This window comes from Gemella sp. (assembly GCF_057272915.1).
Genome location: NZ_DBHIUF010000002.1, coordinates 118,061 through 138,407, shown reverse-complemented (window position 1 = coordinate 138,407; position 20,347 = coordinate 118,061). Strand labels below are relative to the sequence as shown.

Sequence of the window (20,347 nt, the reverse complement as noted above, 5' to 3'; positions counted from 1 at the left end):
AAAAATAAAAAAAACTGGCGGGAATGTGTGGGAATCGAACCCACCCAAGAGGCTCTTAACCCCTCATACTAGTTTTGAAGACTAGAGAGCACACCAGAACTCATCCACTCCCATGTATGTTTATATTATACAATAAATATAATGAAAAATCAAGACTATATGTTAACGTATCCAAAGCACTTTTCTTTCATGTGATAATTTAGCTTTTATCTAACTTTCCAAAAGAAACAATAAGAAACAATTAAATTATTAACCACTTGCTTCCTATTTTTTACCACTTACCTAAAAGCTATTAATTTTTAAACTGAAATAATATATAATATAACTATAAACATTTAGAAAGGAGACAATATGAAAATTAATATCGAACTAGACTCAAACCTTAAAGAAATTGAACTAGTTATTAAGACCCCAGACTTAAATAGTGATGTCATCTTAATTAAAGAATTAGTTGAAAAAGCTATAGTTAATTCACAAAAAATAGTTTTCTATAAAGGTGATTCTGAATATTTCATTCCTCTAGAATCTATTTTATTTTTTGAAACTGACGATAATAAAGTCTATGCTCACACTACAGATGAATTTTTCGAGGTTAAATTCAAATTATACGAATTAGAGCAACTTATTCCTTTTTACTATTGTCGAATTTCTAAGAGTTCAATAATAAATACAAAAGCAATTTATTCACTAGAAAAATCTTTTTCTGGTTCAAGTACCGCTTCTTTTTCTAATTCAAAGAAGCAAGTCCATATTTCAAGACATTACTACAAAATATTAAAAGATAAATTAAAAGAAATGAGGTAAAAATAAATGAGAAGAAGTTTTATTGGATTATTTTTTATAATCCTTGCGGTAACTACTCTACTTGATGGATTTAATATTTTCCCAACCGGATCAATCTTTCTGGCTATATGTACTGTTGTACTAGGATTTTTCGCTATTCGAGGTTTAATAGATTTTGATTCATTTGGAACTATCTTTCCTCTAGCATTATTATTCTATGTGTACAATAAAAATTATCACTTTGCTGATATATCAGGTGGAAAAATATTCTTTATCGCTGTTTTCCTTAGTCTAGGTATTTCTATGTTTGTCCCTAGAAAATATAAATATAGAGAATTTAAAAGTTTTTACAAAGTAAAAAAACATAAAAAAATAAAAAGTGGTAATGATTTTTCTGATGTAACATTCGGAGAAAATGTCCAGTATGTAGACATAACTAAATCTGATTCATTCTCTGCTTCTACAACATTCGGAACTACTACTATCTACTTTGAAAAATTAGATACTTATCCTATTAAAAACTTTGACCTTAATGTTTCGATTTCTTTCGGAAATCTAAAAGTGTATGTTCCAAAAGAATGGGCAATCGAGAATAATACAAATAACTTCTTAGGAAAAGTTCAAAAAAACTCTCATAGCATCGGTAAAGATGTTAAAATTATCCTAAATGGTTCGGTAACATTTGGAGAAGTTGAAATAATTCATATATAAAAAATAACTCTCAAGACATTAAAGCTCTTGAGAGTTTTCTTTATTATTTTCTTCTTTCTTTTGCTGTTCTCTTTTTTCTACTAACTTAGATAAATAGATTGAACCTACAGTTAATAAAATTACTAATAATGATGCGATTAAAAATTCTTTACTGAAGATATTTGTACTAGTAGCTCCGAAGTTTAAGAATACTACTGTTCCAGGGATAATACCAAGTACACTCGCTATCATATATTTTGACAAACTGATATTAGTTAGACCATATCCGTAGTTTATCATATTATACGGTACTAAAGGTATTAGTCTCAGTATTACTAAACTCATCATTAGTTTTTCATCACTAACATTAAAAATTCTATCGTGTTGCTTAGGTGTCATTTTTTTCTTAAGGTAGTTTTTCACCCATTCACGACCGAAACGACGTGATATTACAAACATAATATAACAATTTAATGAAGCTCCAACGAAGGTTAGTAAACTTCCTTCTACAAAACCAAATGCTACTCCTCCAGCAACAGCAAGTATCGGAACTGGAAAGAAAAATACCGGTAAGAACATAAACATTAATACATAAATTATCGGTGCTAGGACACCAAAACTTTGAATAAACTCAGTCATTACTCTCCTCCTATTTAAAGTATGCTGATACTTTTTCTAAAAATTCTAATTCAATATATGACGCTATTTTTTTAAATGTAATGTCATCCATCAGCATTTTATCATTTTCACTATACTGTCTAAATGCCATACTACACCAAGTAACTCCTCTTAGACAATTAAATATTAAATACCTCTCGAATCTCTTTCTATCGAAATTTCTATAATTACCATACGCTTCTAAAAACTCATTAATTTCATTTTCTGATAAAATGATATCAGTTTTCCAAAATGTAGTTGTCGGTGCTAGAAAATGGGCTAAATCTTGTTCACATTCACCTATTAATGCCTTCTCCCAATCAATAACATAGCTGTCTTCTTTTCCTTCACCTATTAAGAAATTTCCTGAATTTAGTTCAGTATTTATAATACATGGATTAGCAATACTATACTTTTCAGGTATAAGTGTCAGACACTTTTCTAAGAATCTATTAATATAAGAGCTAACTTTCTCATCGGCTTTATCCCAAGCTAAATACTCACCTGCCATCTGTTTACATTCATCAAACATGAGTTGGAATGGGTTTATTGCATTGATTAAGTTATTGTCTCCATATGGTGTATTATGAACCTTACTTAATAAATAAGCTGCAATATACATATCTGTTTTGTAATTAAGTGATCTTCCTTTTAAGAATTCCATTGTTAAATATTTATACGGTAATAAATTCGTCTCTGTTACTAAATCATAAGGTTTTGGTGTAACTCCACTGTCTTTCAACAATTGTAGCGTTTCGTATTCATATTCTATTTGATTTTCAAGATTCATCTGGCTCTTCATATTTATTCTGAGAACCTTTTTCAAATCTCCTTCTTCAAAGGTAAAGTTAATATTATACTCCCCTGCACCTAATAACTTAATATTATTATAACCTGTCTCTGCTAATAAAAGGTCTTCTTTAGTATCGATGTCTAAGCCAGCTTCTCCTAAATAATAACTTAACTTCTGCTCATCACAAACAGTAAGTAAATTCTCTAAAACGCTGTTATCCCCATAACTTGGAAGATTAAAAACTTCTTTAATAGCTTTTTTCATACCTATTAAAAAATAACCACCATCAACACTTGGATTTATAACAATATTATACTCATCTAATTTTTTAAACGCAGTATGAATCATATTTTCTTGAAGATTATAGATATCTGAACCTAATAAAATCACCTTGTCACTAGACTGTAACTCCTCATCAATTGCGTTATACATTTTATCACCAAGTGTTTCACCTACTTGATAAGAAAATTCTCTATTTTCTAGAATATCCACCATCACACTATCATCAATACTTTGACCATCATGATAGACTGCTATCTCTTCTCCACACTCTTTTAAAACATTATAGTTTTTTTTCATTAATTTCTTTTGAATTTCTACAGCAGTATCCGGAGATACAAAGTCATATAACCTTGTTTTTGTTGTACCTACCTTCGGCACTCTTGTAAAAAATATTATTCTGTTTTTCATCTCTGAAATTTTCCTTTTATATAAAAAATATTTAAGGGAGTGACTCAAAAATCGTGATTTCCAATAAACAAGATTTTGTCGAGTAGCTTCCCACGATAGTTAATTAAATATCTAAACAGCTTTTATAAAGTAAATTTAGATATCAATAAATCCCTACTCTATGAGTTCTCATATGAACTTTGTTAATTTTTAGGACTTTTGGGTAATCACCTATACAAAAAAGGGAAACTCAACTACAAAATTTCTAATTGAAATTACTATTTTGAGTCACCCTTTTACTTTATATATTAATGTTTGTGTCCAGCATGATCATCTTTCTTTTCTGCAGAATGATCATGTCCTTTGTGCTCATCATGTCCTTAATGTTTCTCTGCACCTTTTACTGCGTCACTTGGATCTTTACAGCAATCTGCAATTTCAAATTTATAACTGTGTTCTTTAGTTCCATCAATTGCATTACATACATTTTTGTATCCTAAATCAATAAGTTTTTGAGCAACTACTGAAGAACTATTTCCTGTAGAACTATATACATATATTGGTAATGCTTTATTTTCCGGTAAAATTGATTTTAAATCATCTAATTTTTTAACATCGATATTTTTTGCTCCAGCTGCGTGACCTTTTTCAAAATCAGCTTTATCTCTTACATCTAAGAGCACATTGTTTGCAGCTGTGTCTAATAATGCATCTTGGAATTTACTGCTACTTAATGATGAATATTTTACAAGATCATAGTTATAATCTTTTACATTTTGAGCTCCAGATACATCTTTAAACCCTTGTTTTGTAAGTTTATCTATAGCATCCTTTGTCTTATCTGATTTATCACTATAAACTACTACTTTCTTCTCTCTCCAAGTACGAATTTCTTCAATACTCTTATCTATTTTTGATAATGGAATATTAATGGCATGCTTAAGGTGACCTTCTTTATAAGCCGCTTCATCTCTAATATCTATAACAAGATAGTTTTCTTTTTCCTTATCATCTTTTTGAATTTTGTTTAACTCCTCACCTTTTAATTCTTTTGCAGATGAAGTAGTTGAACATCCTACTAAAGTTAATGATAACACTGCTGACATACTTACAGCTAAAAATTTATTATATTTCATTTATTTTTCTTCCTCTCCTTATTTAATAAGAGACAAGGTGGTACTTAAATATTTAATACATTTAGGTATGCCCCCGTCTCTTATTAGTATAACTTAAAAATAGTTTCTTTTCTAATAAATAATATTATTTTTACTCATTTTTTATAATATTTTTACTTTTTTCTAAGTGTATCTTCCTCTTTGACTTCTTAATAAAACGCACTTTAGAAATTTACAATTTTTTAAAATTTATATTCATGCTCTTTTGTTCCATCCCAAGCATTATAAACATTTGTATATCCTAGCTCAACAGCTTTTTGAGCAGCTTTAGATGAACGATTTCCACTGTAACAATATGTATAAACTGGTGCATTTTTATCGGCTGGTAACAATGCCGCTAAGTCTTTATCAATATTTTTAACATCAATATTTTTAGCTCCTGCTACATGACCTTTTTCATAATCTTTTGCTTCACGAACATCTATGAAAGTTCCTGCTTTTTTATCGATTGCAGCTTGGAATTCATGAGCAAGCAATGTAGTAAACTTAACGATTTCATAATCCTTATAGTCTTTTACACCTTGAGCATTAGAAACTTTTTTGAATCCTGCTTTTACAAGTTTATCAGCAGCTTCTTTACTTTTCTTACCAGTGTTGCAGATTGTTACTACTTCTTTATCTTTCCATGCACTTAAGTGCTCTGCATGTTTCTCAATATCAGCTAATGGAATATTGATAGCGTGTTTTACGTGTCCTTCTTTATATTCTTTAGCATCTCTCACGTCGATAACAAGGTATTTTTCTTTTTCTTTGTCATCTTTTTCAATTTTATTTAACTCTTCCCCTTTAAGTTCCTTTACCGCAACAGTCCCATTACTGCTACTAGAAGTACTATTAGAAGCTGAAGAACACCCTGCTAATGATAATGATAATACCGCTGCCATACTGACAACTAATAATTTATTGGTTTTCATAAATTTATCTCCTTTGTAATAGTTTTCATAAATAGTATAACAAATTAAATAAATTCAATCAACAGCACTTCCCAAGATACCGAATAATTATTTTACTTTTTACCTAGAATTTCAATTTACATAAAAGTACAATAAAAGCTATAATCTAATGTGACTATAGCTTTTATTATACACCTTATTTTTTTCATACTTTTGTTATATTCAGAAAAATAATAATATTTTTTACAATTTCTTAGCTTCTAATTCCTTGAAAAACTGAATAATGTTTTTTACTTTATAACCCGTATAATTTTCTAACTTATCATCAAAATGCCATTTTCTTTCTACTAAACAAGTTTTAAAACCTAATTTTTTTGCCGGATTTATATCATGATACAGAGAATCTCCAATCATCATAGTTTCGCTTGCCAATATATTTTCTTTTTCCAAAACATTGATAAAAGCTTGTTCTTTTGGTTTACTTATATGCGTTTCTCCTGAAATGTACAATTTAAAGATATTATCTAAACCAAGTTTCTCAATTTTACTTCTTTGTTCACAAGATTTCCCATTTGTTAATAATATCATTTTATATTTCTTTGAAAATAGACTTAACCAGTGATTTACTTCTTCGTTAGGTTTAATTGATTCCAAGATAAAATCAAACTGCCTCTCATAATAATTGTTACAATCCTCTTTCGTTAAGATAATTCCAAATTTCTCTAAAGTCAGCTTTAATCTTTTATCCCTAATATCTTTCAGCTTCACATTACCCTTTAAAACCTCATCTACTAGCATATTGTTGATAGCTTTATAGTGCTTGAAAAACTCTTCATAACTTGCTATTTTATAGTATTTTAAATATTCATATACCTGTTTGTTAGACTTTTCCCATATGATACTAAAATCATATAAAGTATTATCTAAATCAAAAATAAGGTTCTTTATCTTAGTCATCAATCTCACCTCCCTTATAAAATTCATTTTAATTATTAATGCGTTCTCAACATTATTATAACATATAATGGAACATATTAAAAAATACTTAATTTTTAAATTTGATAGAAAACTATTAACTATCTTTAAACGCTATTCTAATAGTGTTTGTTAACCTTTAATACTCATTATATAAGTTTATGTTATGAACATTTTTTATAAGTATTTTAATGATTTTTGCGCAATTTTTGCGCATAATAAAAAGCCCCTTTATTTTGGGGCTTAATTTTTTTATCTTGTATTGTGTAAACAATCAAGTGTGAATTTATCTCCATCTAACACCGCTTTATATTCACTCATGTAAAATTGATATGATCTATCTTCATCACCTTCAAAATCTACTTGAAATACTAGATTCTCATAGTAATCTTCTTCCATATATCCTAAGTGAGCCTTTAACTCTTCAACTGAATAGCAACAAGTACAATCGTTAGGTTTATCATCTGTCCAGTAAGTCACTGTTGCTCCTTCTTCTAATACTAACTCATTAACAACAACCATCATTTTATCATAATTTCTCATTTTTAATTCCTCCGCATATCTAATTAATTTTTTGGCTACTTTAAAACTCATATTTTCTAATTCATACTTACCACTGCGGTAATTTTGAATAACGCTAAGTGTCAATCCTGTATCTTTTGAAATTCTATAATCAGTTAAATCACTGTTGAATAATTCTTCTATTTGTTTAATCGCTTGATCTATCATTTTATCCCTCCTGTTCTTTACATTATTAATTATACCTTATATAAGGTATAAAGTCAATAGATAATTTAAAACTTTTTTTAAAAAATGCATAAAAAATAAGCCCCTACTTATTAGTAAGGGCTGTTAGTCATTATGATTTATTCAGTTAGTTATTTTTTTCTCCACGTTCCGTGAGTTTCAAATGTATCTAAATTCATAGAAGCCACATAACGTCTTTCTCCACTATTTGAAATGTAAGATAACCATTCATATCCATTAGCATTACAGAATTCCATATAGTTGAATTCTTCACCTTTTTCATATGATCCTACGATTTCTGCATCTGTAGATGGGGCATTTCTGATGTTAAGTTTGTCTACTCCTACAGTATATGTACGTACTTCAGGAAGTGAGATTAAATCAGAATTTTCTTCTACTACTTCATTATCATCGGTAGGGAAATAGAACCAACCAACGATTCCATCAAAATTACGTTCATTGTATCGTGCTGGACCTCCTACATATAAACTATCTGCATTACCATCAATATTTTGTTCGATGGTTTTCATAGTGTAACCATCACTATCTTCAATAACTTGTCCAGTGTGTCCGAACGGATGTCCGTATATATATGTAGTGTCCATTACAAAGACCGCTCCAGCTCGTGGTTTGCTATCTAAGTTTCCTACTTCATTATATTCAACTTTATATCCTAATGCAGCAGCACTATTCAATAGATCAATAGCATTTCCCCATAAGGCTTTACCAAAAAATAGTACTGATAGATAATTTGGTAAATCAACACATTGAGTACCATATGCTCCATCTTGGTCAACACCTATTCCTAAGTTTGCTATTCTTTTTGCTTCATTTGTAATTTCAATTGTTTTAACCATTATTTATCCTCCGTTTTATTTATATTTGTTATTTCTTCATTTCTACTTTGCTTAACTACTTGATGTGTTCCGACACTAGCAAGTCCTAATAATACTGCGTTAGTATCTTTAAATACCGCCCAACCAATTAAGCCCCCAAGTACTCCTAATACTTGAGGGATAAGCTCTGTCGGGAATGGTTTCCACTCTTTAAGAAACTTACCTAATAGGTTAAGTCCGAACACGATTAATGTTAATAATATTGGTTGTAATTGTTCCATATATCTCACCTCCTTTCTTAAGGCAATTGAACAGGCCACTCATCTTCTGTTAAGTAAGAGAATGGGTTGACGTGATTTTCATCTGCACCTAAGCTACTAGTTACAATTTGTAACTCCAATCCAGTTTTTAAATTATTATTATACGAGTAGTGAATAATCACAGCCCCTGTTCCTTGCGCACCTTCTGAATTTTCCGCACTAGTGGTATTAGAATAAATATCGCTAGAAGTACCATATATAGTCTGAACTATATCGTCAACTGGTTTAAAACCATTAATAGATAATGTATTCTCTGACCAATAACCTCCAATTTCTAATATTAAATTAGAATTGTTATTAAATCTACTTATCTTAATTTCAGGGTTAAATTTCACGTGCACAACATCGTTTTTGCGTCTAAAATACATTCTGTTTTTATTATCGCCTATATTCTCCTGCCAGCCTAATACCCAGCCTGTGTCACCCTCAGCAACTTTCCAACCAGTATTGCCACCATCAGTAGTCTTAATCCATTTTAGCGCACCGTTAGTTTTAGCTATATCAATGTAAGTTGTGCCAATAGGTGCTTCTACTACACCGTTCGGCATTCCAGTTCCTCGCATTTCAGATTGACTAGTTGGCAATTTAACACTATTCCCACCACTAATACTTAACGTATTATTGTTAATAGATAATGTTTGATTAGGTTTCAGTGTGTTAAGTTCATCTTTAGTTACAAAATTCTTTGCTGTTAAGATATCATCAGTAATGAATTTTGAAGCATCTATTCCAGGTTTATCTTCAATTTTTTTTACACGCTCAACCAATTTACTATCATCATAAGATGTAATTGTAGTAGTAGGTCTTGCTTCTAATTCTGTCAAACGTCTTTTCACTTCTGAATCATCGTAAGCTGTATTTGCAGGAGCTGGTCTGTTTTCTAATGCTTGAACTCTAGATTTTAAATCACTATCATCATATACTGTATCCTTATCAACCCTATTTTCAAGATTAGTTACACGTTTTGACAATTCACTATCATTGTATGCAGCAGGCACCTCTGTAGTTTTTGCATATCCTAGTTTTTTTACTTCCTCTAGAACACCATTATTTGCCGTTTTAAGCTGTTCTTCTGTGACTAAGCCATTTATACTAGGAACATCTTTACTTAAAGCATATGAGGTTAATTCTTGCTTCTGGGCGTACCTTTCATCAGCAACTGTAGTTGTTAAGTAATTAGTTAAATCTACACCGCTAATTTGTAGCTTAGATAATTCATCTTTTAATTGTGATCTTGTTACTAATTCCAGTTCACCAATATTATTAACGTGCTTAATCTGTCTGTTATCTACTTCTCCTTTATCAATTTCTGATAATACAACATTGAATTTAAACTTGAACACATCTAATGAATCTGAATCACTGTCCAGAAATAAAAATCCTAATACCTCTTCACACCTTGCAATTAAATCTGTATTGAAGTTAACCCTAACTACATTACCTTCTATATTCCCATTAGCTTGCCATGTGGAATTAGAATCCCTAAATTTAAATAGTACCTTAGCTGTATATTGAGATAAATCAGTTTCATTTTTTACCACAAACTCAAATCCAGCGTTATTCCTATCATGTGAATAAAACTGAATGTTTAAATTCTCCGTTTCACGTCTACTAGGTGTGTTTATCAAATTTGTTCTTACTAGTTTTTTCATACTATTCCTCCTTTTTATGTATAGGTAATTTTCTAAATCGATTGAATAAAGTTTCTATCTTACCATTTCCACCTATTTCCTGATAGCTTTTGTATAATCCACTTAACTCTGATAAATCTTCGCTTGTTGTATATCCACGGTCTATTGCCTCACTAAATTCCTTGTGCAATCTGTACGACATTATACTTTTATTTGAGTCACGATTATGTAGTCCTATCTGCGTTACTTCATCCACTTTATCCTGCGTATTCTTTATTTCCATATTTACTCTATCGAGTTGCTTTTCTGTTTTATCTTGAGTGCTTTTTACTTCACTACTTAACTGTTCAAATTGTTTTGTTATTTGCTTATTGCTATTGTCAAACCATATCTTAACAAGCGGAATAATAGCAACAGTGAAAAGTTGCAATATAAATTGCAAAATATAGTTCGCCATTTAGACTACCTCGTAAAAAAGAACATGCTATTCTGCATGCTCTTCTTTTCTTTCTGTTGTTTCTTTTGGTGCTTCGCTTACTGTTGGTGTTGGAGTGACTACATCTTTAGGTTGTTCACTTACTGGAGCAGGAGTAACAACGACTTCTTTTGGTGCTTCTGGTGTAACTTCTTTAGTTGCTTCTTCAATCGCTTTTAATTCAGCTTCTTTTCGCTTGAACTCCTCAACTGCTAATCTAACCATTTCACGTAAGTTTCCAAAGTTAGGCACTTGTTCTAAAGTTTCAACCTCTGTAATAATCATTCTCATGTGTGTTTGTACTAAATAATCATCTTGTTTAAATTTTGCGCGTTTAAAACTAAATTTCATCTTAATTATCCCCCTCGCTGTGTGATATAGTGTTGCTATTTTCTCCGTTATTGTCATGTTCTTCTTCTCCTTCATCTTGTGATAATTGTTCCATGATTGTTTGAACTACTTTAGTTAATGCTTCATCAAGTTGTAATTTAGTGATGTAGCGATTGTTATCATCTACCAATTGTTCTTTATTTTCAGTTCGTTCAAAAGTGATTTCTTTATACTTAGTTGGTTCAGCACTTGGCACCCACTCAACAACACTTGTGTGGTCTGCGATAACTTCGTATAGTTTGCCATCAAATTTAAACTTATCTCCAACTGAATAATCTGTGTTAACTTCGTAAGAATCAAATGCGTTGATAATTTTATCTTTATTTGTTGTTATTGTCTTAGGGTCTAACACGTCTAAAAGTAACGTCATTAGTACTTTGTCATTACCTTTATTCACCTTAGCGAATAGCTTAGTTAATGCTTTCTCACGTTCTGTAACGTCCTCTTTATTGCCTGCTAAAATTCCTACTTGTTTATTAAGATTAGCATATTCAGCAACTAGTGCTGGAGTTGCCTCACCTGTGTACATTTGAACTGCGATTTGTTTTCTGATTTCTTCAAGAATTTCTGCATCATTAGCAGTTGCAAATTTCCCTGGTAATTCAACATTACCATTGAAATAAATTCCTCCTGTGTTCATATTGAAATATACGTTTACACTTTTATATCCACCCGCCGTTGGATTAGGTTGTTTAACTGATATTTCTAAAGCCATATTATTGTACCTCCTCATGTTTTACTTCTTCTACTTTAGTTTCCTTTAATTCTTTAAGCTCTTTCTCTTTAGCCTCTAATTCTTCAGTTAATTTATTATAAGCAACTTTATAATGTGCTAGTTGCATTGTTTTCTCACTTAATTCTTGTGCGATTAAATCGATTGGTTGTAATTGATTATCCATTTATTATTTCCTCCAATTTGTTTTTTAATTCTTTATTTTGTTCTGATAATTCTTGAATAGCTTTGATTAAATACGGTATCATTTCAAACGGTTTATACGATTGAATGTCGTCTGGATTAACTAAATGAGCATCATTCATGTGTATTTCAACATCTTGTGCCATTATTCCACAATTGATATGTTTACTTTCTTCTTGAGGTAATTTGATGTCATAGTCATAGCATTTAAGATTGTTGATTATTTCTAACCCATTTACTTCTGTTGGTTTTATGTTGGATTTGTAACGTTTATCCGAAGCACTCATAGTAACATAATTCCAATATTGTGCTATTTCATCGTCTTTCGGTCCAACTGTTCCTATATAATATTTTATCCAAGTTTGCCCGTTTCCTTTTTCCATATATATTTTCTTAATATTTGGAGAATAAGTATATGTTCCATTGTTATAATGAACTACACCGTGAGGAACACGAATACCACTGTAAAATACAGGTGTTGCTTTACAAGTCATAACTCCTTGTGCATTCACCCACCATGCATTAGGTCCTGGGTTAATCCAATCTCTACCCCACGCTGCCCAAAATTGCGCTCCTCGAGTTCCTGCGTTAAATCCTGGATTTATACCACAGTCAAAATTATTTGCTCCTGTTAACCAAAAGTCATCGCCTTTAGGGTTGTATCCTATCCTAAATCCACCTATTTCACCTGTGTAAGCTGAAAGCCAGTCAGTATCTAATTGAGTAGATGAAATTTTAACAGTTTTTAAACTTCTGATAAAAGCGTCCTGCGCCCAAAGTTTAGAAATAAAAGCATTATGCGTTACTAGGTTATTTATCAACCCATCATCTATCAATATATGCTTAGCTCTAACAGCGTTAGCAGCAATGATTTCTGCAGTGATACTTCCTGCCTTGTGGTGTCCAGTTTCTAAAGTTTGAGTTTTAATTTGTCGACCCTCGATTGAACCATCAACAATTAATTCTGCTGATTTTTTCTTGTATATTTTAGCATTTTTGAAAGTAATATTTGTAAAATTACTCCAATCAGGCTGTTGAAGTCCTAGCCTATACATTGCTACTTCTTCGTTTAACCCATTAATTGTTAAGGTTGTTTTTAGTGGAATTACAGAATTAGAATACTCACCACGTGCTTTTAATCTCGAAGTAATCCACGTCCAATTTCCTGACTTATATTTAACTGCGATAATAAAGTTTAAATCGTGTCTTAATATTCCACTCCATGTTCCTATCCCCTCAATAATAAATTGATCTCCATTATTCAACTTATCTGAAGTGATTTCAGGAGTTATCCAAAGGTCACGGTCTGAAAATGTAACACTTTCTCTAGATTGAACATCTACCAAATTCTCATTACTTGGAGTAATTATTACTCTATCAGAGATGGCTTGAATACTTTCTGGACTAACAGAAAGTATACTAGCAAGGTTTCTTCCGTTAAAAACTTTATTTGAACCAAAATCAATTCCATCAGCACCTATTCTAAGTTGTGAGTGTCTTACAGTATCGTTTAACGTACTACTTACTGTATTTAAAGTTCCTGTAGTTGTTTGTTTCCATGAGTTCAACTCATTTACATTTTGTTCTACGTCCTCTGGTGCTGGTGTCCAGTCAGTAGAAATATTCCCTTTTTCTAATTTAGGTAAACGGATATATATTTTATCTCCGTTGTTAAAATTAGTAGTAGGGGTATAAAATGTAAATTGATACCAGTTGTTAAACTTGTTCACGAAGGTGTGCTTTATTCTTTGCCATTGAGTCGTTATATCAACTTGTTTTTGTCCATTAGTTTCAAAACCAACATTTCTAAACGTTAAATTCCTATTAGCTCTAACCTCTATACTCCATGTCATGGTTTCGTCTTGGAATTGAGTTTTAACTAAATCTGTTAATGTTAGAAAAAAACCCTCATTGCCACTTTTCCCATTTTTAGTTAAAACTAGAGTATCTCCTTCTACTGATTTCTCCCATTTATCCCAACTATAAAATTCTTTATTGTTTAAATTTTTACTATCAGTGATATAGTTTCTACCACCTAAGCTAGTTTGTATGCTTTCTCTAACATTACTAATCTCTCGACTAAAACTGTTAGCTGTTTCTCTTACTTTATTTTCAACTACAGAAGTTGTTGCATAACCTTTCTCGTTAACCCAACTTTCAATGCTACGTCTTGCAGCAGTCAATTGGTTAGCTGTGTTATTTTGAGCCCAAATTTGTAAGTTAGCAGTTCTTACTCCGTCTTGATTCTTGTAGGTCTCTAACGCTGATAGTTGGTTGTTGATACCTCTAGCACTTTCTGTAAACTTGCTACTAAATTCTGTGTTCTTAACAAAACCTTTATTATCAATTATTCTATTGATTTCAGTTCGTTCACGGCTTAATTGATTAGCTGTATCTCTTTGAACCCATTGTTTTAAACTTTCAGTTCGTGTGCCATCTTGATTTTTATAATCTTCTAAAGAACTAATCTTACTTGTTAAGCCATCTACACCTTTTTTGAATTCAGCTTTAACAGCACTCAAACTATCTTCATTTTTCTTCTTAACTGCTGTAAATTCTCTTGTTATGCTAGCTTCAAGTTCAGTAACTTTGCTTGTAGCACCGTTAACAAGTCCTCTAAGTTCTACAACTGTTTCATTATTTGAAATATCCTGCATGTTGTTAACTCGATCAGATAATGCTTGAATTTGCTTTGTTGCTTCAACTCTATTCTTGCTTATCTCTAAGTTTGTAGCTTGGAATTGCCTATTGTAGTTTTCTACAGCGGTTGATACTTGCTCTCTAAACTGATTGATTTTTTCATCAAAGGCTTCACCCATTTTTCGGATTTTTTCTTCGCTACTTAATAAGGCTTTCTCATATCCACCTTTTACATTATCCTCAATAACTTTTGATTTTTCATTAAAGAACCTATCAAACGCTGCGTCCTGTTCGGCAATCAAAGCATTTATTCTAGCAAGCACTGAATCGTTTTGTGCTTGTAGTGATTCTATTTTAGCTGAGGTACTATCGGTAAAACTACTTCTACCGTCTCCCACTTCTATCTCGTGATTTTCTTCAAGGATAACATCCCAAATTACCTTAACTACTTTCGCGTTCTCATTTAATATTCCCAACTCGCTGTAATAAACTTTTAATCTGTCGCATAAATCTATCTGTTCAAGTGCTGGGTTATCAAACACGCCCTCAACTTTTGATAAGTCTTGGTAGTTGATCTTTAAGTTAGTTTTTGGTACACCTACATTATTGTTTTTAATGTAACTTTTAGCTTTACTTCTTAACTGCTCCACCGTTTTTAAGTTTTCATCGCTTGAAAAATCAACTTTTAAAATTCTTCTGTGTGTGAATTTATTTAAGTGGGTGCTATCAAGTAGTATTTCTGGCAATGTTATTAATTGCTCCCTGTTGTTATCATCAGTATATTTTTTAAACGGAAAAACTGAAGTGTAGGTTTCAAGTATCGATTGTTCTTGTTCTAAATCTAACAGGTTTTTACCATAAGCGATTATGGTTGGATTATCAATTCCCATGCTTTTATGAAGTGTAATATTTAAGTTATCGAACTCATACTCGCCACCCCAAACATCAAGAATTGAGCCTGCTTTACCTCCTAATGCGTCACGGGCGTTTTCAATATTTTCAACTTTCCACGTTGTCGAATTTATCGTGCTTATATCAGATTGAACGACGAACTCCTCACGACTATCCAACAAATTATCACGCCATGCTGTTAAGGCACCCATTGCACTAACGCTAGTAAGTGTTATATCCGGTCTGATAGCATTCATAGTAGTTTTAACTTGCGAAATGTGTTGGCAGTAAATTTTAAATTCATTTTGTGTTTTAGTAATCTTTGATACTACAAAATGTTGATTTTTAGTTCTGTATCCAGCATCACTTTTTATATACATTCCCTCTTTGATTTTATCAACATCTTTACCATTTACTGGATAATCAAATTCAAGAATATATATACCGTGTTTTTCTCTACTAACATAGCATTTAGAAGCGTCAGATAATACTGACACCCCCAAATGTTCAAAATTAGTTTCATTTGCTTTATATAAAATAGGATAAGCCATTAAACTAGCGCCTCCCATCTTGGGGTTATTTCAACAACAAATGAGTTATTGTCCCATGAGATTCTGTTATCTCCTATTTCAAGGTGTGGAAATGGATATGTGAACACTTTATCATACTGCGGTTCCTTGTTGTCCCAATGAGCGGACTGCGTTTCACAGTCGATTACAATGTGTCCACTAACTCCTTTCAACCTAAATATTTGAGAATTAATATTCAAATTAATATCTCCTGTTCCTCTTAATTTAATAAGTGGATTGGCTTTTCTTTTTTCTGGGTTTCTTAGTATTTGACCGTTAGAAACTGTTATCTTATTAAGTCCTGTTTTCAAGTATTTAATAGGGTGTAATTTAAAATTTAAGATACATTTCTTCTTACTTGTTAATGTTCCCTCAATTTTAAATGTTTCATAAAAGTACGCTTTATAAAGATACTCACTATCCCAACTTAAGCTAAAATCATACCATTTTGGCTCTACGTTGATAAGGTAATCATTTAATTTATTGATTATGTTTTGGACGTCAGCTTTTTCATCATAGATTTTAAACGGGAAAGTACGTTCAACTACTTTCAACCGTTTATTATCTTTAATTTTCGCACCATTTACACCGTCTATTTCAACTAAATCTACAGTTTGAGAAGAAGATTCCAGTTCTATTTCATCTACTAATCTTAATCCTAACTCTTTTGTATTCAGTTGATTGTAAGTAATATATTTAGTTATCATAGTCTGTCTTTCTCCTCCTTAATTAAGAATTTTATTTGCTCATATAATTTACGAACATCTTCTTCAGAATTTGTGCTTAAATTCTCTATGTGAAGCAACGCTCCAAAGTTGCTTGTTTTGTTGTTAGTAACGTTGTTACTACTTCCACCTGCTGTTGCAAATGATGGAACACCTTTAAAACTTAACATGTTCTCAGGTACAAAGTTAGGTTTAAACTTATCAATTGCACGTTGATAAGCGCTGAACGCTTTATCTAATACTGGCATGTTTTTAACCATACCTTGAGCAACCCCTCCTGTTAAGTGGCGACCTGTTTTTTTATCAGTAAGCCTTGATGGTGAGTGGATTTGTGCCTTAGCTCTCAACGCTCTGTCAACCTCGTTAATAATTGCATTAGCTGCAGCAGTAACCGCACCTAACGCTGAGTACATACCTTGCGCAACTCCATTACTTACCTGTGCTCCCACATTGTAAGCAACTGGCACTATACTTTGACCTACGCTTTGAACAGTATTTTTGATACTTTCCATAGCTGAACGAACGTTACCCTCGTTACTTCTTAAGCCGTCAGCAATATTTCTTCCTGCTTCTTCACCTGCTCTACGTCCCTCTTGTGCCATTTGTGAGGCTGTTTGTTGAAGTGTAGACACAAATTGTTGGCATGTGCTTTGAATAGACCCTAAAGCACTATTCATAGCTGAAGAAATGGCACCAGCTAACCCGTTCATTGCTCCACTAATGCTTGCAACCATACCAGATACTGTCGCTCCTACTGATGAAATCGAAGTACCTATCTGATTAATCTGACCTGCTACGCTAGTTGCTGTACTTCCTACTTGTGATAATGCACTAGTTAAGCCACTAACTACACCAGTTAACGCTCCAATTGAAGCTGAAGTTGTACCAAAACTTACTGCTAGTGATGAAAGAACAACACCGAATGCACTAATTGATACAGTAACAGAACCTACTGCTGTTCCAATACTTGTTATTTGACTATTGAAAGCACTGATTGAACCACTGGCAGTCATAAGTCCAGCTAGTGATGTAGTAATGTTAGTACTGAATAATTGAACGGCTGTTGAAGTTGTTATCAAGATAGGTGGTAAGGCGTTTAATGAAGTAGTTAAGCTTGTAATCAACGTTGGTAATGCAGTAAATGCTCCTTGAACAGAAGTTGCTGCTTGACCTAACATTGATAATCCACTTGCCATTGTTTGCATACCAGCTCCAGCCGTTGTCATTTCTCCAGCGTGAGCCGTTATTGCACCTACTCCAGTTGCCGTTGCTGTTAATGTAGCAACTAAATCTCCTAAGCTTAAATCAACAAGAGTTTTCACCCCTTCCGCAAATAATCTGAATCCGTTACCTGCTTTTTCTGCTGATTCTCCAATACTTTGAATAACATTTGCCACTCCATCAAGTACTGTTCTTATTGAATTACCAATTGAATCAATAACTTCTTTAATTCCATCACATACAGTTTTAACTGCATTTCCGAATTTTTCAAAGGCTGTTCCAACACCCTCTAATACTGATTTTATTGAATTACCTACTGATTCAATCACGGAACCTACACCCTCAAGAGCTGACTTAATAGCATTACCAACTGAATCAATAATGCTTGCTACTCCTTGTAAGGCTGATTGAATAGCAGTACCAACTGAAGTAATTACAGTACCAACTCCCTCAAGAGCCAGTCTTACTCCGTTCCCAAAACCAGTAAAGGCTGAACCTAATCCCTCAAGCACAGACTTAATGGCAGTACCTACAGATTGAATAACCGTTCCAATTCCCTCGAATACTAACCTAATTCCATTACCAACGCTTTGAATAGCTGTTCCAACCGATTGAATAACGCTACCTAATGAAACTAAAACGGCTGATAAGCCAGTACCTAATGCAAGAATAACTTGTGACACGGCACTTCCTAAGGCTTGAAATACCTTAGCAACTCCATCTCCTTGAGTTCCTAAAAGTGCAAGTCCAGCACACACCATAAGAATAGCTCCACCCAATGCAAGCCACGTTGGTGGAGGAACCATTGCAATGGCACTTCCTAATCCTTTAAAAGCAATAGCAAGTCCAGTTCCTATCCCTTGTGCAGCAGTTGAAATTCCAGTACCTAAAGCAGTTAGAACGGACGGAACACCGCTCAATGCTGTTTTGATACCCTCACCAATTCCCTTAGCTGCAGTACTTATTCCTTTTCCTGCTGATTCTATCACCTTTCCTAAACTCTCTATTATTTGAGATACAGTACTTTTAGTTTCTTTAGTTTTTTTCGTTACTTCGTCTAGTGATTCAGTAGCGTTTTTCTTGAATAATTTAAACGGGTTTAACCCCTTAATTAAATCAAGTCCTTTAGTTGCCAACTTGATGGCTTTTAATGAACCTACAATTCCTAACAATGAATAAGCAATGGCACTAATCACACTAGGTGGGAGTGAAGCTATTAATTTAGCAAACCCACTAACCACCTTAGCTACTACGTTCACGATTAAACCTAATGCATGTGCAAAGGTGCTAATTGCTCCACTATTTGCCAAAGCTGTAACAAGGTTAGTTACTGCCTTTTGAATGTTTTTAAAGGCACTTAAAACGGCACTTATCGCTCCGCTATCATTCAACCCTTTCCATAGTTCCTTAGCTACTGTAACAACATTTTTAATTGAAGTAGCTATTCCATTAACTACTCCATCAATATCAATACTTTCTAAGAAACTACCTAACTTTTCAGCAAAGTTTTTAAAGTCGATTTTTTCTAGTGCTTCAGTAATTCCAGTAATTGCCTTAATTCCGAACTTGTTTACTTGTTCAAATGCTGGCTGTAACCTATTAGCTAAACTTTCTTTCGCTCCATCAATGGCTTGGTCTATTGTTTTAAACTCGGTCGCCATCTTAGAAAAGCTATCGTTGTTACCTACCTTTTTAATAGCGTTGAAAAAATCTTCTGTTTTGATTTTACCGTCTTGAACACCTTTAACAAGTTCTTCAAGAGACATTCCCATTTCCTTGGCAATCGCCGCCATACCTGCTGGGGTTTGCTCCATCATCAATTTAAAGTCCTGCCATGCTACTTTTGGCTTCGCCGCCATCTGAGTAGCTTGGGTGCTTAAAGTCTTCATGGCTTGCTTAGGATTTTCTGCCGCTGCTGCTAACCCACCAAAACCAGTTACAAGTTTATCAGTTTCTTTTATCCCTACTGCTGCTAACTGCGAATAGGTTTGTGCCATATCTGACGCACTGTAAATAGTTTTGGTGGCATAATCTTGCATAACGCCCTTAGCTTGTGCGATTTCTTCCTTAGACTTACCAATCATTGACATGTTGCCTTCAAAAGTTTTCCACGCTTTAGTTGAACTGTTTAATTCAGTTACCATCCCACGTATTCCGTTAGAAATACCACTAATACCTGCACTTATACCAGCACTTACTAGGTTTGCTCCTAACACACTTTTAAATACTGAACCTGCCTTAGTTCCAGCACTTTCAAGACCGTTTAAGGCACTTTTTAACCGTCCTATTCCAGAGGTGGCGCCTTTCTCGTTCAAGTCAACATCTATTTTAACTTTACCTTCTGCCATATA

General features: G+C 32.8%; 18 protein-coding genes and 1 tRNA gene. 2 read left to right on the top strand and 17 right to left on the bottom strand.

From position 1 onward, the window contains the following. Positions 1–15: 15 nt before the first annotated feature. A tRNA-Sec gene (locus ACO6OL_RS01575) sits at positions 16–112 on the bottom strand. A 239-nt stretch (positions 113–351) separates the two neighbouring features. Here ACO6OL_RS01575 and ACO6OL_RS01570 point away from each other — a divergent pair. Together ACO6OL_RS01570 and ACO6OL_RS01565 are read left to right on the top strand one after the other, a co-directional pair. Next, entirely contained in the window at positions 352–804 is a 453-nt protein-coding gene (locus tag ACO6OL_RS01570) for a LytTR family DNA-binding domain-containing protein (protein WP_314396028.1), read from the top strand. A 6-nt stretch (positions 805–810) separates the two neighbouring features. Beyond that, positions 811–1,494, top strand: coding sequence for a LiaF transmembrane domain-containing protein (locus ACO6OL_RS01565; RefSeq protein WP_485501899.1), 684 nt, complete (start codon positions 811–813; stop codon positions 1,492–1,494). 18 nt (positions 1,495–1,512) lie between these two features. Here the strand turns inward: ACO6OL_RS01565 and ACO6OL_RS01560 are convergent, their stop codons facing one another. From ACO6OL_RS01560 to ACO6OL_RS01485, 16 genes are all read right to left on the bottom strand, one after another. Further along, entirely contained in the window at positions 1,513–2,112 is a 600-nt protein-coding gene (locus tag ACO6OL_RS01560; protein WP_314160001.1) for a TVP38/TMEM64 family protein, read from the bottom strand. A 10-nt stretch (positions 2,113–2,122) separates the two neighbouring features. Continuing rightward, the gene (locus tag ACO6OL_RS01555) at positions 2,123–3,613 is read right to left on the bottom strand and encodes a TIGR04282 family arsenosugar biosynthesis glycosyltransferase (RefSeq protein WP_485501898.1); all 1,491 of its coding nucleotides are present in this window, start codon (positions 3,611–3,613) and stop codon (positions 2,123–2,125) included. 359 nt (positions 3,614–3,972) lie between these two features. Next, entirely contained in the window at positions 3,973–4,728 is a 756-nt protein-coding gene (locus ACO6OL_RS01550; RefSeq protein WP_314396031.1) for a rhodanese-like domain-containing protein, read from the bottom strand. Between the two features lie 221 nt (positions 4,729–4,949). Beyond that, positions 4,950–5,681 carry a rhodanese-like domain-containing protein gene (locus tag ACO6OL_RS01545; protein WP_314160004.1) on the bottom strand — a complete coding sequence of 244 codons (732 nt, stop codon included), beginning with the start codon at positions 5,679–5,681 and terminating at the stop codon, positions 4,950–4,952. Positions 5,682–5,903: 222 nt separating this feature from the next. Next, complete coding sequence (locus ACO6OL_RS01540) at positions 5,904–6,617, bottom strand: HAD family hydrolase (RefSeq protein WP_485501897.1); 714 nt, start codon at positions 6,615–6,617, stop codon at positions 5,904–5,906. A 270-nt stretch (positions 6,618–6,887) separates the two neighbouring features. After that, positions 6,888–7,364 (bottom strand): hypothetical protein, encoded by a 477-nt coding sequence (locus tag ACO6OL_RS01535; RefSeq protein WP_485501896.1) that lies wholly within the window; start codon positions 7,362–7,364, stop codon positions 6,888–6,890. A 149-nt stretch (positions 7,365–7,513) separates the two neighbouring features. Continuing rightward, on the bottom strand, positions 7,514–8,239 hold the full coding sequence (locus ACO6OL_RS01530; RefSeq protein ID WP_485501895.1) for an SH3 domain-containing protein: 726 nt from the start codon (positions 8,237–8,239) through the stop codon (positions 7,514–7,516). Beyond that, positions 8,239–8,499 carry a phage holin family protein gene (locus ACO6OL_RS01525; RefSeq protein WP_485501894.1) on the bottom strand — a complete coding sequence of 87 codons (261 nt, stop codon included), beginning with the start codon at positions 8,497–8,499 and terminating at the stop codon, positions 8,239–8,241. The genes ACO6OL_RS01530 and ACO6OL_RS01525 overlap by 1 nt, the downstream gene beginning before the upstream one ends. 17 nt (positions 8,500–8,516) lie before the next feature. Beyond that, positions 8,517–10,190, bottom strand: coding sequence for a hypothetical protein (locus tag ACO6OL_RS01520; protein ID WP_485501893.1), 1,674 nt, complete (start codon positions 10,188–10,190; stop codon positions 8,517–8,519). A 1-nt stretch (position 10,191) separates the two neighbouring features. Continuing rightward, the gene (locus ACO6OL_RS01515; RefSeq protein ID WP_485501892.1) at positions 10,192–10,626 is read right to left on the bottom strand and encodes a hypothetical protein; all 435 of its coding nucleotides are present in this window, start codon (positions 10,624–10,626) and stop codon (positions 10,192–10,194) included. A 27-nt stretch (positions 10,627–10,653) separates the two neighbouring features. Further along, positions 10,654–10,995, bottom strand: coding sequence for a hypothetical protein (locus ACO6OL_RS01510; protein WP_485501891.1), 342 nt, complete (start codon positions 10,993–10,995; stop codon positions 10,654–10,656). A 1-nt stretch (position 10,996) separates the two neighbouring features. After that, positions 10,997–11,749: a carbohydrate-binding protein gene (locus tag ACO6OL_RS01505; protein ID WP_485501890.1), complete on the bottom strand. Its 753-nt coding sequence runs from the start codon at positions 11,747–11,749 to the stop codon at positions 10,997–10,999. A gap of 1 nt (position 11,750) precedes the next feature. After that, the gene (locus ACO6OL_RS01500; protein WP_485501889.1) at positions 11,751–11,933 is read right to left on the bottom strand and encodes a hypothetical protein; all 183 of its coding nucleotides are present in this window, start codon (positions 11,931–11,933) and stop codon (positions 11,751–11,753) included. Continuing rightward, on the bottom strand, positions 11,926–16,032 hold the full coding sequence (locus tag ACO6OL_RS01495) for a phage tail spike protein (RefSeq protein ID WP_485501888.1): 4,107 nt from the start codon (positions 16,030–16,032) through the stop codon (positions 11,926–11,928). The genes ACO6OL_RS01500 and ACO6OL_RS01495 overlap by 8 nt, the downstream gene beginning before the upstream one ends. Continuing rightward, entirely contained in the window at positions 16,032–16,757 is a 726-nt protein-coding gene (locus tag ACO6OL_RS01490) for a hypothetical protein (protein WP_485501887.1), read from the bottom strand. The genes ACO6OL_RS01495 and ACO6OL_RS01490 overlap by 1 nt, the downstream gene beginning before the upstream one ends. Continuing rightward, entirely contained in the window at positions 16,754–20,344 is a 3,591-nt protein-coding gene (locus tag ACO6OL_RS01485; protein ID WP_485501886.1) for a tape measure protein, read from the bottom strand. The genes ACO6OL_RS01490 and ACO6OL_RS01485 overlap by 4 nt, the downstream gene beginning before the upstream one ends. Between the last annotated feature and the right edge of the window lie 3 nt (positions 20,345–20,347).

Coding starts and splice junctions, on each gene's coding strand:
- ACO6OL_RS01570 (WP_314396028.1), top strand. CDS start 352: ATGAAAATTAATATCGAACTAGACTCAAACCTTAAAGAAATTGAACTA.
- ACO6OL_RS01565 (WP_485501899.1), top strand. CDS start 811: ATGAGAAGAAGTTTTATTGGATTATTTTTTATAATCCTTGCGGTAACT.
- ACO6OL_RS01560 (WP_314160001.1), bottom strand. CDS start 2,112: ATGACTGAGTTTATTCAAAGTTTTGGTGTCCTAGCACCGATAATTTAT.
- ACO6OL_RS01555 (WP_485501898.1), bottom strand. CDS start 3,613: ATGAAAAACAGAATAATATTTTTTACAAGAGTGCCGAAGGTAGGTACA.
- ACO6OL_RS01550 (WP_314396031.1), bottom strand. CDS start 4,728: ATGAAATATAATAAATTTTTAGCTGTAAGTATGTCAGCAGTGTTATCA.
- ACO6OL_RS01545 (WP_314160004.1), bottom strand. CDS start 5,681: ATGAAAACCAATAAATTATTAGTTGTCAGTATGGCAGCGGTATTATCA.
- ACO6OL_RS01540 (WP_485501897.1), bottom strand. CDS start 6,617: ATGACTAAGATAAAGAACCTTATTTTTGATTTAGATAATACTTTATAT.
- ACO6OL_RS01535 (WP_485501896.1), bottom strand. CDS start 7,364: ATGATAGATCAAGCGATTAAACAAATAGAAGAATTATTCAACAGTGAT.
- ACO6OL_RS01530 (WP_485501895.1), bottom strand. CDS start 8,239: ATGGTTAAAACAATTGAAATTACAAATGAAGCAAAAAGAATAGCAAAC.
- ACO6OL_RS01525 (WP_485501894.1), bottom strand. CDS start 8,499: ATGGAACAATTACAACCAATATTATTAACATTAATCGTGTTCGGACTT.
- ACO6OL_RS01520 (WP_485501893.1), bottom strand. CDS start 10,190: ATGAAAAAACTAGTAAGAACAAATTTGATAAACACACCTAGTAGACGT.
- ACO6OL_RS01515 (WP_485501892.1), bottom strand. CDS start 10,626: ATGGCGAACTATATTTTGCAATTTATATTGCAACTTTTCACTGTTGCT.
- ACO6OL_RS01510 (WP_485501891.1), bottom strand. CDS start 10,995: ATGAAATTTAGTTTTAAACGCGCAAAATTTAAACAAGATGATTATTTA.
- ACO6OL_RS01505 (WP_485501890.1), bottom strand. CDS start 11,749: ATGGCTTTAGAAATATCAGTTAAACAACCTAATCCAACGGCGGGTGGA.
- ACO6OL_RS01500 (WP_485501889.1), bottom strand. CDS start 11,933: ATGGATAATCAATTACAACCAATCGATTTAATCGCACAAGAATTAAGT.
- ACO6OL_RS01495 (WP_485501888.1), bottom strand. CDS start 16,032: ATGGCTTATCCTATTTTATATAAAGCAAATGAAACTAATTTTGAACAT.
- ACO6OL_RS01490 (WP_485501887.1), bottom strand. CDS start 16,757: ATGATAACTAAATATATTACTTACAATCAACTGAATACAAAAGAGTTA.
- ACO6OL_RS01485 (WP_485501886.1), bottom strand. CDS start 20,344: ATGGCAGAAGGTAAAGTTAAAATAGATGTTGACTTGAACGAGAAAGGC.